Here is a 13,259-nt window from a genome sequence, read left to right on the forward strand (position 1 = left end):
GGAGAGGGTTTCATTTTTTTGTATTAATTTACTATTTTATACATTTATGTTGTTGTTTTTTGGTCCAACAGTGGTTTTTCTTTTTATCAAAGGAATAATTAATGAAATAATTGCAATGGCAATTAAAGTGGCTGCGATAGGACGTTGCACAAATACTAGCCAGTTACCATTTGAAATGGTAAGCGATTGTCTCATTGCCTGTTCCATCATGCCACCTAGAATAAATGCAAGAATAAACGGTGCTGCTGGAAAGGAAAAGATCCTCATCAAAAAACCTGCTACTCCAAATAAGAGGAGAATATATAAATCAAAGGTGTTAAAGCTAATGGCATAAACTCCTATTAAACTAAACATAATGACAAGTGAGATAAGTAGTGGTCTAGGAACCTTTAGAACTTTCGCGATATATGGAATAAGTGGTAAATTTAATATTAATAGAAATATATTACCAACATACATACTTGCAATGATTCCCCAAAACACTTCAGGGTTATCTTGTACTAGTAAAGGACCTGGTTGGACCCCTAACACAAGGAATGCACCAAGCAAGACTGCGGTCGTGCCTGACCCTGGAATACCCAAGCTAAGTAGTGGAACAAAAGCTCCTCCAGTTGCCGCATTATTTGCTGTTTCCGGAGCTGCAAGACCTTTAATTGAGCCTTTTCCAAATTCATCAGGATTTTTTGCTATTTTCTTTTCCGTGACGTAAGCAATAAAGGACGCGATTGTTGCCCCAGCACCGGGGAGAACCCCTAGAATAAATCCAAGAAAGGACTGCCTCGTTACAGGTCCTTTCATTTCATGGAAATCCTCTTTAGATAGTCTTAAACTGCCGATATTTCCACTCATCCCACCGGAATTATCCTTTCTATTGAAAATCAACATGCAAACCTCTGCTAATGCAAATAATCCTAAGGCAATGACAAGAAAATCTATTCCTTCCAAAAGATTGATATTTCCGAATGTAAACCGTTGTGTTCCTGTTTGGGCGTCAATACCAATGGTGACCGCCATAAACCCAAGCACTGCTGAGATCATCGCCTTGATGGTAGAGCCATCTGAAAGGCTTGAAATGGCCGTTAATCCCATTAACATTAAAGCAAAATACTCTGCTGGACCAAAAACAACCGCAACAGAAGCAAGCAACGGTGTAAATAGCATCAAAAGAATAACGCTGACGGTTCCCCCTGTAAAGGAAGCGATAGCGGCAATAGCCAGTGCCTTGCCTGCCTTCCCTTGCTGAGCCATTGGATACCCATCAAATGCGGTGGCAACTGTACCTGAAATTCCTGGTGCATTTAATAGAATGGATGAGGAGGAACCGCCAAAAACAGCTCCGTAGTATACGCCTGCCATCATCACTAATGCTAGTGCAGGATCCATGCTGTATGTGACAGGAATCATAATGGCTATGGCACTTATTGGTCCGAGACCCGGCATCATTCCGATGAATGTGCCGATAAACACGCCTAAAAACACAAATAGGATTCCTTCTATGCTAAACGCTACCCCAAAGCCAGATAATATTCCTTCCATCGAACCCATCATGCTCACCTCCTAAAATGGTAGTATTCCTGCTGGTAAATGAATTAAAAGTAAGTAGTTAAACAAAAAATATATTAGTAGGGAAAAAACGATAGCAACAATTAAGCTTGTGATATATTTTCTAAACCCAAGAAAAGATGAACAGCAAAAAATAAATAACGTGGTCATGATTACAAAGCCTACGATTTCAAATAAAGAGATATAAATTAGGATAAAACCAGCAACTGCAAGTAAAACACCTAATTCTTTTTTAGGGATATCTCTTTTTTGTTTCTCCTGCTCTGATTCCACGGTTCTTTGTAAAAACAAAAGAATAGAAAGAAATAACAGTAAGTAGCCTAACCCTTTAGGCACAACATCGGCATCCACTGTTGCATAAGGATAGCTAGGAATTTTGTAGCTGAAAAATAAATACAAACTGGCTATAGCAGCAAGAATGAATCCGAGCTTTCTGTTTATTGGCTTTAAGAATAACAATCTTCTCCCACCTAACGTGAAGGAGCCGGGCCTTTATTTTTCGCCTGGCTCCCTTAATTTTTGGTATTATTGTTCACCAAGTCCTAATTCATCAAGTAGCTTCTGCATTTCTTCGTTTTCTTTTTTTAAGAAATCCTTATATTCCTCGCCAGTCATGAACAGTTCATTCCAACCATATTTTTTTCGGATGTCATCCCATGCTTTAGATTTGTTAAGTGCTGAGAATTTTTCCACATAATAATCAACAGCAGCCTGGTCCATATTAGGTGGCCCAAAAAAGCCTCGCCAGTTTACAAATGTTTCATTTATTCCTTGTTCTTTTGCCGTTGGAAAATCTTCAAGCACTTCCCCTTTTAATCTTTCTTCTGCGGTAATACCCAGCACCTTGATTTTTCCGGCTTTTACCTGCTCCACCGTTTCAGCTGTTCCTGCTGAATAAACGTCAACACTGCCATTTAGGAGGGCTGTCAGTGTACCTCCATCTTGTTCTGAAACATATTTAATTTTTGTAATATCTACACCAGCTGCCTTGGCGATTTTTACAAATTGAATATGGTCCATGCTTCCAGGAGATGATACTCCGATCACTGTAATACTGCCTGGATCATTTTTCATATCATCAAATAGTTCATTCAGGTTGTTCCACTTTGCATCGGCTCTTACGGCAAATGCACCATAATCAGCGATAACATTAGCAATCGGTGTGAAATCTTCAAAGGTGTTTTCAGACTGTCCGTTTAATGGAACTAAAAGTAGTGGTGGAGAGGAGACAAACAGATGATAAGGATCTCCCTCCTTTTTCGTGATGGAAGACCAGGCAACGGCCCCACCGCCTCCAGGCTTATTCACAACAGGCATCCGTTTATCAATCAGATTTTCTTGTTCAAAGGTTTGAGAAACCATTCTTGCTGTAGTATCCCATCCCCCACCTGCTCCAGCTGGTGCCACCATTTCAATTGGCTTTTTCGGCTCCCATGTTCCATCTGCGTTAATTCCTCCACTAGAGCTCGAACATGCAGCTGTTAATCCAAGTATGAAGCTCAATACTACCATTCCTACTTTTTTCTTTCCCTTCATCTTTAGCTCCCCTTTACTTTAAAATATGTACTTAGGGGTCATTGTAAAGAAAATTAACAATAATGTAACCGTTTACAAAATAAAGGCTATAAAAGAATTTGTGGGCATTTTGTTCATTTTGTTCACAGCTTAAATTGGGGTTATGGTAAGCTTGAGAACATGAGGAGGCGTGTGTACATGAAAAGAAAAGAAAAGAATATTCAACAGCCAATGCTCCCTGAATTTTTGGAGAGCATGTCAATTAGTGATATTGTTGGTGATTCTTACATAGAGGAAGGGTTACTCGATTCTTTTACAGGTACTGTAGAAGCCAAGAATGCCCGTTTTAATGAAGTTTATTTTAAAAATACCACGTTAGAGGAATCTCTTTTGTCATTCTCCACATTAAATGATGTCATCTTTGAGAAATGTGATTTGTCCAATCTAAAGTTAAACGGCTCACGTTTGAATCGTGTGGAGTTTAGAGAATGTAAATTACTTGGTGTGGATTTTGATGAAACTGAAATGCGTGATGTGCAATTTATAAATTGTCTAGCTCCTTTTTCATTATTTAGTCTCACAGATCTACGAGATGTTCATTTTGATAACTGCGTATTAAAAGAAGCGAATTTTATTGCTTCTACCCTGAGCAATGTGCAATTTGGAAGCTCCAACATTGACCAAGTACAATTCTCGGACACTTCCTTAAAAAACATAGACCTCAGCAGATGCCAATTTGATACTATTCATCTGAAGGAAAGTGACTTAAGAGGTGCCCTTGTATCTCCACAGCAAGCCATTTCTTTAATAGAGTTGTTTGGAATTGTGGTGAAGGACGAATAAAAAAGAGAGCACTTCTAAACTGTGCTCTCTTTAGCCTCTTTCAAAAAAGACAATTCTATTTCCAAAAGGGTCGCCAACTCTGACCTCTTTCATATTCCAAGGCGTTTCCTCAATTCCTGGTTTGGCATATTTATAGTTCTTATCTATGAGAGATTGATAAAGTTGATTAATCTCTTCCGTTTCAATTCTTATTAGTGTACCGGGCACACCGTCTCCATGATGCTCACTTAAATGAATGATGCAGTTCTCTCTTGCTATTTCCATATATATTGGAAAGTTTGCTTCAAACCGATGCTCCCATTTTATGTCAAACCCTAGAAACTCGCAATAAAACTCCTTTGCTTTTTCTAAATCAAAAATCCTTAAAACTGGTGTGGCCATTTGTAAATTGAGTTTATTTCTCATTTTTTAGCCTCATTTCGCTAAGATTGATTAAAGGGATGTTTCTTTCAGGTAGTACTTTCTTTCGGGCCTTCCGACTAATCCGTATTCAAGCTCTGCTTTTGCTCCTGTTATCGATATTAAATACTCAAGGTATCTTCTTGCAGTTGTACGCGATGCCCCCATCATTTCCCCGAGTTGTTCAGCGGTACAGCCGATTTCTGCATGAAATGCTAGCAATTCTTGGACCTTTTCCAGAGTAAAGGCATCGATTCCTTTTGGTAATGCACGCTTACTTGAATTGTCGGATTCGGCATGGAGATATGTATCTATTAAGACTTGGTCATAGATTTCATTATCTGATATAAAGGTATTTCTAGCAATATACTTTTTTATCGCTTTTTCAAAACGGGTAAAGGTAACGGGCTTGATTAGATAATCGACAATACCAAACTTTAACGAGTGCTCTACTACCTTTCGATCATTAGCAGCAGTGACCATAATAATATCCACCTTTGGAAAGGAGGTCCGAATGAAAGGAAGGATATCAACTCCTGTTTCATCTGGCATATAATTATCTAATAGAATCAAGTCAATTTCTTTTTCCTTTAATATTTCTAATGTTTCTCTTGCAGTCATTGCTTTCCCAGAAACAATAACGCCCTCCATTTTTTCGATAAACTGTTCGTGGATATTTGCCACACGAAAATCATCTTCAGCAATTAAAAGTTGAATCAATTCTCCCACCCCATTCTAGCTTTTTGGAAGATAAACACTAAAGATGGATTTGTCGTCAGATGTTCGTTGTACCTCAAGTGTACCTCCAAGCCTTTCCACTTCATCTCTAACTACTGCAAGTCCAAATCCCCTTTTTTCCGTGCCATCTTTCGTGGTAAAGCCTTTATTGAACATGTTATCTAAAATGTTGTTTGGAAAACCCGAACCGTTATCACTAATTTCAAAGATTAATTCTTTGCCGAAATCAATGGCAAAAAAGGACACCTCCCCATCCTTTTTTCCTTCCGTTGCTTCTATCGCATTATCTAAAAGATTTCCAATAATGCTCACTAAGCTTGCTAATGGAATACGATCGGGAATTACTCGTATAGAACTTCCTTCATCTAATCGTAGTTGTACCTTTTTCTCCGAAGCCACAGCAAGCTTACCAAGAAGAATTGCTTGCAATTTTTCATCTTCTATTTGTTCAAACAGAATATGATTTTGCTCTTGATGCACCTGATATTCTTCCTGAACCCATTCCTGAACCTCTTGGTATTTTCCTAATTCAAGCATACCTGAAATCACATATAATTTATTTGTGAACTCATGTGTTTGCGCCCGTAGCTCATCCGTATATTTTCTCACTTCAATTAGAGTGTGCAGCAGTTTGTTCATCTCCGTTTTGTCACGGAAACTCGAAACCACACCAACAACCTTTTCTTTTTCTTTTATAGGAATGCGATTTACAATAACCGGTTTATTTAATAGTGTAATTTCTTTATTTTCCTGAGGTTCCCCAGATTCTACTACCTCAAGGATATCACTAGTTGGCATAACTTCTGATATGTGTTTATGTAAGATGGAGTTTTTCTCTAATTGGAGCACTTCTAGAGCGGAAGGGTTAACCATCGTAATATATCCATCTGCATCAATAGCAATAATTCCTTCTTTTACAGAGTGTAAAATAGCATTTCGCTCTCGGAATAATGAGGCAATTTCATGTGGTTCTAAGCCATGAATATCCTTTCTCACGTTTCTTGCCAATAAAACACCACCAAAAATTCCAATAGTAGATGCTAGTAATGCTAACGCCAATATATTCCTTAGCTTTTCTTCTGTTCGTTTAGCGACTTTCTCCGTAAGAAACCCGACGGAAACAACGCCAATAATTGTCCCATCTTCATTAAAAATCGGTGCTTTCCCACGTATAGACTCACCTAAAGACCCTCTTGCTTCGGAAACATAAGCTCTTCCTTCCTTAAGCGCACCAGTATTGTCCCCACCTACCATTTTAAGGCCTATTTTTGCTGGATCAGGATGGGCATAACGAACTCCTTCCGTATTTCCAATCACGACAAACTCTGCTTGTATGTCGTGCTGGATTTTAACCATTAATGTCTGCAATACATCATTTGGTTTATTTGTCTCTAAAGCCTCAATCACCTCAGGCATATAGGAAATTGTTTTCGCAAATTGCAGAGCTCTATTGCCGGTGTTTTCTTTGATTTCGTTCTTTTCTAAATAAAAAAATACACCACTTATCAAAAAAACAATGGGAATAATCAATGACAGGATGAGTACAATTATTTTTGTTTGCAGTTTTATTGGTTTTTTTCTAAAAGTCATTCTGTTTATTCCTCCAAGATTTATCCCCTATTTTATAACAACATGAACATATTTTCTATAAATTGCGACAAATATAATTGGCTTCGGGAAATAATTTAACAAGGCATTTTTGTGAAATAGTTATTTCTATATAATGATAAAAAATTCACTTATATCAGAATAATAATGCTGTTGAATTATTTCCCGTACTTCTCCATCTGCTTTCTTTTCACAAAAAAATACGACCCTCTATTAGCAAAGAGTCGTATTCTTTAAAAATATATTATTGTTAGCAGACAGAATCAGTAGGTTTTGGATTCTTCAAGCCGAAGAGCGGTCGGATGAATAATGCTAGCAATGTTCCAAGCATCGCCATTACCATCCACACCCAACCATGTAGGCTAAAGGAGGCAATTCCGCCAAAATATGCGCCAATATTGCATCCAAACGCAAGGCGGGCCCCGTACCCCATCAAGAGACCTCCGATAATGGATGCACCGGCAATGCCTGGTTTTATGCGTTTTGGTTTGAATGTTCCTTGGGCAGCTGCCGCAATAAAAGCACCTAAAATAATGCCAAAGTTCATGACACTTGTGGAATCAGCCAGCACTGTTTGAGTCAGTGCCATTCCGTTTTTTCCTGAAAAGTAACCCCAGCTTGAAACATCAATACCTACAAGCATCAAGGCTTTTCCTCCCCATAATGCAAAGGCGGAAGTAATGCCCCACGGGTTGCCGCGTACCGCTAATGTAAGTGCATTAAGAAGTGCCAGGATGATAGCTGCAGTAAACAGCGGCCATGAACCTCTGATAATCTTTTTCCACCCGTTTGTAGTCGCGAGCGGTTTCATCTGTGGTGGATTTTTATGTTTTGCTATTTTTACAGTTACCCAATATATCCCCGCAAACAATGCCATTTGAATGATCCAGCCCCCGAAATAGCCAAAGCCTGTAGATTCCGCTAAGGAGATCGGCGGCAAAGCTGGTGTCTCCTCCATCCAAAATGTAAAATGATACGCTCCAATAACAGAACCCACGATAAAGGAGAGTAAGGTAAGAATCATAGAGGAGGACCCACCCCCTACGGAATATAAGGTGCCTGATGCGCAACCACTACCAAGCTGCATCCCTATTCCAAACATGAACGCACCAACTAAAACACTCACGCCAACAGGAGATACATAGCCTGCAGGTGCCGTACCTGTAAAACTAAAGCCGGTGCTTAATATGATGGCAAACAAGGTTGTTGCAACGGCAAGCATTAGCATATGGGCCTGCAAGCCTTGCACGTTCCCCACCGACATTAACCTTCTAAATGCAGAGGTAAAACCGAACCGGGCATGAAGCAAGGTCACGCCGAGTCCAAGGCCTATTATAAATAACACGCCTTGCACCATATCCGTTTTTGTGATGATAGCAATAAATAAAATAACACTTGCGATCACCCCTAATGTTAGGAAAGGTTTTTGAATTGGATTTAAGGTGGATACTACCGTTGTTGCTCTTGATTGATAACTAGTTTCCGTCATAGATGGTTGTGTCATGTTTAATCACACCTTCTCTTATTGATTTTATCGGAATTATTCGTGAATAGTTGTAATTTTAGCCTCATAAGCAATAAATGTAAACCATCTTGCCTAGTAATCTCATAGAATTGACTGGATAGTCTATTTATCTATAATTCGACTAAACTATCGAAAATAACATATGTTGATTAAATAATCGAATTGAGCTATGATGAGGAAAGTTAACTTATTCTATTGAGAAGGTGTAATGATGAGTAAACCAGTATCTATTTTCATGATGGACGTGACAAATTCTACAAAAAATTGGGAGGAAATTACCTCCTATTTAAAAGAAATTGAAAAAAAAATATCAAAATGGTCGACAGGTCTTCCCCATTCCCTTGTCAAACACCGACTAGGCGATGAAATTGTAGCGATATTCGACCATTATGCTACTGCGTATACAGTGGCCTTCTATATTACCCAAATATGGAAGCATCAAGATCAGCCTCCCTATTTCGGGATTACCTTTGGGAATGTAGATGAAGATTTGACAAAGATCGACCTAGACACCTGGAATCATCCAATGATGCGACATGCTCGAAAAGCGAATGAAGCAATTAAAAACAGCTCTCAGCGAACAGGTATGTTATTCGAATATGAAACAAAGGGTTCGCTTGCTTCTGCTTGTGATATGACGAATCTTCTTTTGCAATACCAGCATAAGCTAATGAGTGAACAGACATCTGTTCAAAGGGTAATATCCATGTTATATAGCATTTTAGGTGAGCAAAAAGCAATTGCGAGCATAGTCAAAAAGTCGCCTTCTACTATTTCCAGTCACTATAAAAAAGGCAATTGTGAGATAATATTAAAAACGATGGCAACCATTCAAAAAACATTAAATGAACTCGAAGTCGTTAAGTGTGGCAATCAACCTCAACACATAGTAAGGGAAATAGAGATGACAATAAAAAATAATCTCAAAGCTGAAATGGACAAGCTTCTATAACAGTGTTGAAGAAAGGAGTTAACGATGACCATCTTATTGCTTGTATTAGCTCACTTGATTGCTGACTTTTATTTACAAACAGAAACCATGGTAAGTGATAAAAAGAAATACCTACTACGACATTTGGTTCACCATACCATCACTATCTTCCTTGCGCTGACTGTTTTGTACTTTGTTCAAGGCACAGAGTTTTTGACACAGGTACTCCTCCCCACTCTTGTCATCGTAACTCTACATGGTGTGGTGGATGGCATTAAAATTAAACTGCAAGAAAAATCAGTGACTACTCAACGACAAAATAGCTATAATCTTAGTCTTTTTGTTGGAGATCAGCTCTTACATATTATTAGTATTTTGGTAGTCTGCTATCTTTTCATAAAAGTAGATTTGGGTGATATTTTTCACTACATCCTCCTTTCGCTGAAACTAATAGAAGGCGTACAACCCGACCATGGGTTAGTAAATAGCTTACTATTTTTGTGCATTATGTTTATTCTGTGCACCTCCGTAACGGGGCATTTAATTAAAATCATGCTGGGCACGCTGACCCGGCACCTATCCTTGTTTGAGGGGAAATATACCTTGCGTGATTTGGCAGTAAGTGCAACTAGCGAGAAAAACATGTCAGAAGAATATACATACATGGTGATGAAGCATCAGGATCTATCAAGAGGAAAAGTAATTGGCTACCTAGAACGTTTGCTTGTAGTAGCATTAATATTAATGGGGTCTTTTTCAGCCGTTGGATTCATCGTTGCTGCTAAATCGCTAACCCGCTTTAAGCAAATGGATGACCGTGATTGGGCAGAATACTTTCTGCTCGGCACACTGACCTCTTTTTTGTTAGCGATTGTCTATGGTGTGGTGTTAAAGGTTGTTTTACTGGGATGATTTCTTAAAGAGGGCATGATTGGACGGAATCATGCCTTTTTTCATTATCTTTTTTCTACCAAAAGCAAAATAAACGTTGCTACCGGTCCAAGAAAAATAGAAAGCAAGAACCAATTTAGTCCACTACGATTTTTACCTTGAGCAAGACCCGCATTAATAAGCGCTAAAGTCCCCCACCCGACAAAATAACTATTTTCAACCATTATACAGCTCCTTTATTCTGGTCTCTAAACAAATTTACTGCTGTGTTAATTGTATGAATAACCGCATCAGGTTTATGTATAGGTATTGCGTGAAAGCTATCTTCTACTGTAAAATGCTCCGTATTTTTATGGAGTGCCGCTAGTTTTTGCTGCTGTTGCTTCCATACATCCGTTTGCTTTCCAGCACTTAAAACAGTAATGGGAATCTGTTCTGGTATTTGTGGACATTTCTGGAGTTCTTTCACACTTTTTTCTGCATGTGACAGCTCAGAATAGATGGTTCGATAGGATTTTGCTTGAAACCCAAGAGCTTTTGTTTCCTTCAATATCTCTTTAGGTAAATGCTTTGATCCTACATGTAGTTTGAATAAACGCGGTACCCCAAGGTCTGCAAAATAATACCCTGCCTTATGAACTCGTTGTATTTTTTGAATGGCAGTTTTTCTTGCTATGGTCATCTGTTCTGTGTCATACCAATCTTCATGGACAGCATCTATTAGAATTAATGAAGCGACATCCTGAGGATAAGTTGCAGCAAACTCTCTCATCATTAGTCCACCATAGGAATGGCCTACCAAAACAAATGGAGGCTTTAACCTTAGTTCTTGAAGTAACATTCTTAAAGTGTTAACGTGCTGTTGTACTGTTAAGTCTCTCGCTGATTCCTCACTCCAACCATAACCAGCACGATCATATGAAAGAACCGTATTTTTCTTAGAAATACCATCTTGAATGAAAGACCAATCAAGATGAGTGCCCCCCATTCCCGCTTCCAATATAATAGTTGGACCTCCATCACCTGTGACATGTGCATGTATTTGTCGACCATCTATTTTAATTAACTTCCCTCGAGGCTGAAGATGTCTAAGCTCTTTTTTTGAAACAATATAAGTGGCTACTGTTAAGGGGAAAAATAAGGTAGAAATTGCTCTTCTTAATAACGGATTCAATTTTTGTCCTCCTGTTTAAAATAATAATGATGACCTTTTACCATTCGACAATCCTGGCTATTTTCCTCTTTTTTTGGTAATATTGACAATTCTTTCGCTGCATCATATAATACAAATAATTTTAAGAATATTGCGATGACGAGATAAAGTAAAATGACCCTGTTTTTTGACAGAGAGCTTCGGCAGCTGAAAAGAAGCAAAAACATTCATTTGAACATGACCTCCGAGCTTTACGGCTGAACCTAAGTAAGCCGTAGCGAGATTAGGCACTCGTTATAAATGTCACAGTATCGAGCTAAACCTGCTCCGTACTTGCTGAGACAAATGATGTGAGTCATTTGTAAAATAAGGTGGTACCGCGTGGATATATACCCCGTCCTTAACGATTTTGTTAAGGGCGGTTTTTTTTATTTTAAGGGGGGATAAAGATGAATATTTTTATTGGTGGTGCATGGGTTTATGCCAATGGGTCCTTGCATATAGGTCATATTGCCAGTCTTTTACCAGGAGATATTCTAGCAAGGTACTATCGTCAAAAAGGAGAAAACGTTCTTTACGTTTCAGGGAGCGATTGTAATGGAACACCCATAGCTGTCAAAGCGAGAAAAGAAGGAGTAAAGGCCAGCAGCATTGCTAATCGCTATCATCAAGAGTTTTTAGAATGCTTCAATAAGCTAGGATTTAGCTATGACGTATATTCTCGGACTGATTCTCACCAGCATCATGAGGTAGTCCAAAAAACCATCATAGATCTTTACGATGCAGGATATCTTTATCCTAAAGAAGTGGAACAAATTTTTTGTGTAGGTTGTCAACAATTCCTTCCAGATCGTTTTGTTGTAGGAATTTGCCCAGTATGTAAATCTAGTGCCCGTGGTGATCAATGCGACAATTGTTCCACTATATTAGATCCGCTTGATTTAGAAAATCGCTGCTGCAGTTTGTGTGGAGAGCGTCCTGCTGTCAAAATGACTAAACATTTGTATTTTGCACTTTCTCAATTTCAACAACATGTGGAAACTTTAGTCGAAAAAGCACAAAAAAATGGTAGCTGGCGAGAAAATGCGCTCTCTCTAACAAAAAGATATCTAAAAGAGCGACTTCATGATCGTGCGGTCACCAGAGATTTGCCAATTGGGGTCCAAGTACCTGTCAAAGGCTTTGAGGATAAAAAAATTTATGTTTGGGTGGAAGCGGTAATCGGTTACCTTTCAGCTGCGAAAATGAATGAAAAGTTTGATGCCTTTTGGAACGAGGAGACGGTTTCTTATTATGTTCATGGAAAAGATAATATCCCCTTTCATACTATCATTTGGCCAGCAATTCTTCATGCAAGCCAACAGCATACTGCTCCTGCACATATAGTTTCAAATGAATACATTACCCTTGAAAAGAAAAAAGTCTCCACAAGCAACAATTGGGCTGTTTGGATTCCAGAATTTCTTGAAGTGTATGATCCTGACTCTCTCCGCTACTTTTTAACCATCAACGCCCCTGAAAAAAAAGATGCGGATTTTTCCTGGAGAGAATTTATATACAGTCATAACAGTGAACTACTTGGAGCATATGGTAATTTTGTAAACCGAACTTTTAAGTTTATTGAGAAATCTTATGATGGACACTTAAAGGTAAAGAAACCTAGCGTAGACCTTGAATCTGAAATAACAGCATTATTCTTTGACGTTGGTATCCTTATAGAAAACGCTCAGTTTAAGCTGGCTTTAGAAAAAATATTTTACTACATTCGGAAAGCCAATAAATTTTTTGACACAAAAGAACCATGGAAGCAAATTAAAGAAAATGATGCGTTTTGTCAACAAACCTTATGGGAATGCTCGTTTATCATTGTTAACATCGCAACCCTCCTCACCCCTTTTCTTCCTTTCAGTAGCGAAAAGGTGTTTCAGATGGTTGGAATTACTCCTGTAAAATGGGGAGTACAGGAAATGACGGATTTGAAGCTGACAAATGTCTCCCCCCTTTTTCAGAGAATAGATGATCAACACGTTCAACACGAGCTTCAGAAACTAGCTGACAAGCAATCTTAAGCTCTCTAGTAACTCTATTAAAAA

General features: G+C 38.6%; 13 protein-coding genes and 1 other annotated feature. Of the genes, 4 read left to right on the forward strand and 9 right to left on the reverse strand.

The features are described 5' to 3' along the window. Positions 1 to 36: 36 nt before the first annotated feature. The 3 genes from FIU87_RS10215 to FIU87_RS10225 form a co-directional block, all read right to left on the reverse strand. Positions 37 to 1,545: a tripartite tricarboxylate transporter permease gene (locus FIU87_RS10215; protein WP_152446502.1), complete on the reverse strand. Its 1,509-nt coding sequence runs from the start codon at positions 1,543 to 1,545 to the stop codon at positions 37 to 39. Between the two features lie 12 nt (positions 1,546 to 1,557). Then, the gene (locus FIU87_RS10220) at positions 1,558 to 2,022 is read right to left on the reverse strand and encodes a tripartite tricarboxylate transporter TctB family protein (RefSeq protein ID WP_152444498.1); all 465 of its coding nucleotides are present in this window, start codon (positions 2,020 to 2,022) and stop codon (positions 1,558 to 1,560) included. A 66-nt stretch (positions 2,023 to 2,088) separates the two neighbouring features. Then, a complete protein-coding gene (locus FIU87_RS10225) occupies positions 2,089 to 3,099 on the reverse strand; it encodes a tripartite tricarboxylate transporter substrate binding protein (RefSeq protein ID WP_152444499.1) in 1,011 nt (336 codons plus the stop codon). Between the two features lie 177 nt (positions 3,100 to 3,276). On the opposite strand from FIU87_RS10225, the gene FIU87_RS10230 reads away from it, so the two are divergent. Further along, positions 3,277 to 3,921, forward strand: coding sequence for a pentapeptide repeat-containing protein (locus tag FIU87_RS10230; protein WP_172971019.1), 645 nt, complete (start codon positions 3,277 to 3,279; stop codon positions 3,919 to 3,921). A gap of 30 nt (positions 3,922 to 3,951) precedes the next feature. On the opposite strand, the gene FIU87_RS10235 is transcribed toward FIU87_RS10230, so the two are convergent. From FIU87_RS10235 to FIU87_RS10250, 4 genes are all read right to left on the reverse strand, one after another. Then, entirely contained in the window at positions 3,952 to 4,326 is a 375-nt protein-coding gene (locus FIU87_RS10235; protein ID WP_152444501.1) for a glyoxalase superfamily protein, read from the reverse strand. Between the two features lie 27 nt (positions 4,327 to 4,353). Further along, entirely contained in the window at positions 4,354 to 5,040 is a 687-nt protein-coding gene (locus tag FIU87_RS10240; protein ID WP_152444502.1) for a response regulator, read from the reverse strand. Between the two features lie 15 nt (positions 5,041 to 5,055). Then, complete coding sequence (locus FIU87_RS10245; RefSeq protein WP_152444503.1) at positions 5,056 to 6,648, reverse strand: ATP-binding protein; 1,593 nt, start codon at positions 6,646 to 6,648, stop codon at positions 5,056 to 5,058. A 268-nt stretch (positions 6,649 to 6,916) separates the two neighbouring features. Beyond that, a complete protein-coding gene (locus tag FIU87_RS10250) occupies positions 6,917 to 8,155 on the reverse strand; it encodes a YeeE/YedE family protein (protein ID WP_152446503.1) in 1,239 nt (412 codons plus the stop codon). Between the two features lie 244 nt (positions 8,156 to 8,399). On the opposite strand from FIU87_RS10250, the gene FIU87_RS10255 reads away from it, so the two are divergent. Beyond that, positions 8,400 to 9,143: a hypothetical protein gene (locus FIU87_RS10255; RefSeq protein ID WP_152444504.1), complete on the forward strand. Its 744-nt coding sequence runs from the start codon at positions 8,400 to 8,402 to the stop codon at positions 9,141 to 9,143. Positions 9,144 to 9,167: 24 nt separating this feature from the next. After that, on the forward strand, positions 9,168 to 10,034 hold the full coding sequence (locus FIU87_RS10260; RefSeq protein WP_152444505.1) for a DUF3307 domain-containing protein: 867 nt from the start codon (positions 9,168 to 9,170) through the stop codon (positions 10,032 to 10,034). 44 nt (positions 10,035 to 10,078) lie between these two features. Here the strand turns inward: FIU87_RS10260 and FIU87_RS21020 are convergent, their stop codons facing one another. Both FIU87_RS21020 and FIU87_RS10265 read right to left on the reverse strand, forming a co-directional pair. Next, complete coding sequence (locus FIU87_RS21020; RefSeq protein WP_172971020.1) at positions 10,079 to 10,237, reverse strand: hypothetical protein; 159 nt, start codon at positions 10,235 to 10,237, stop codon at positions 10,079 to 10,081. Next, positions 10,237 to 11,187, reverse strand: coding sequence for an alpha/beta fold hydrolase (locus FIU87_RS10265; RefSeq protein ID WP_152444506.1), 951 nt, complete (start codon positions 11,185 to 11,187; stop codon positions 10,237 to 10,239). Before FIU87_RS10265 ends, FIU87_RS21020 begins: the two co-directional genes overlap by 1 nt. Positions 11,188 to 11,313: 126 nt before the next feature. Continuing rightward, positions 11,314 to 11,571 (forward strand) — a binding site (T-box leader). A gap of 44 nt (positions 11,572 to 11,615) precedes the next feature. Between FIU87_RS10265 and metG the strand changes: the two genes are divergently transcribed. Next, positions 11,616 to 13,235, forward strand: coding sequence for a methionine--tRNA ligase (metG, locus tag FIU87_RS10270; RefSeq protein ID WP_152444507.1), 1,620 nt, complete (start codon positions 11,616 to 11,618; stop codon positions 13,233 to 13,235). Positions 13,236 to 13,259: the final 24 nt, after the last annotated feature.

The sequence above is a fragment of the Bacillus sp. THAF10 genome, from assembly GCF_009363695.1.
Lineage (GTDB): Bacteria > Bacillota > Bacilli > Bacillales > Bacillaceae_I > Sutcliffiella_A.

Bases quoted from the DNA above. Each gene is read 5' to 3' on its own strand.
- FIU87_RS10215 (WP_152446502.1), bottom strand. From the start codon at position 1,545: ATGGGTTCGATGGAAGGAATATTATCTGGCTTTGGGGTAGCGTTTAGC.
- FIU87_RS10225 (WP_152444499.1), bottom strand. From the start codon at position 3,099: ATGAAGGGAAAGAAAAAAGTAGGAATGGTAGTATTGAGCTTCATACTT.
- FIU87_RS10230 (WP_172971019.1), top strand. From the start codon at position 3,277: ATGAAAAGAAAAGAAAAGAATATTCAACAGCCAATGCTCCCTGAATTT.
- FIU87_RS10235 (WP_152444501.1), bottom strand. From the start codon at position 4,326: ATGAGAAATAAACTCAATTTACAAATGGCCACACCAGTTTTAAGGATT.
- FIU87_RS10245 (WP_152444503.1), bottom strand. From the start codon at position 6,648: ATGACTTTTAGAAAAAAACCAATAAAACTGCAAACAAAAATAATTGTA.
- FIU87_RS10250 (WP_152446503.1), bottom strand. From the start codon at position 8,155: ATGACGGAAACTAGTTATCAATCAAGAGCAACAACGGTAGTATCCACC.
- FIU87_RS10255 (WP_152444504.1), top strand. From the start codon at position 8,400: ATGATGAGTAAACCAGTATCTATTTTCATGATGGACGTGACAAATTCT.
- FIU87_RS10260 (WP_152444505.1), top strand. From the start codon at position 9,168: ATGACCATCTTATTGCTTGTATTAGCTCACTTGATTGCTGACTTTTAT.
- FIU87_RS21020 (WP_172971020.1), bottom strand. From the start codon at position 10,237: ATGGTTGAAAATAGTTATTTTGTCGGGTGGGGGACTTTAGCGCTTATT.
- metG (WP_152444507.1), top strand. From the start codon at position 11,616: ATGAATATTTTTATTGGTGGTGCATGGGTTTATGCCAATGGGTCCTTG.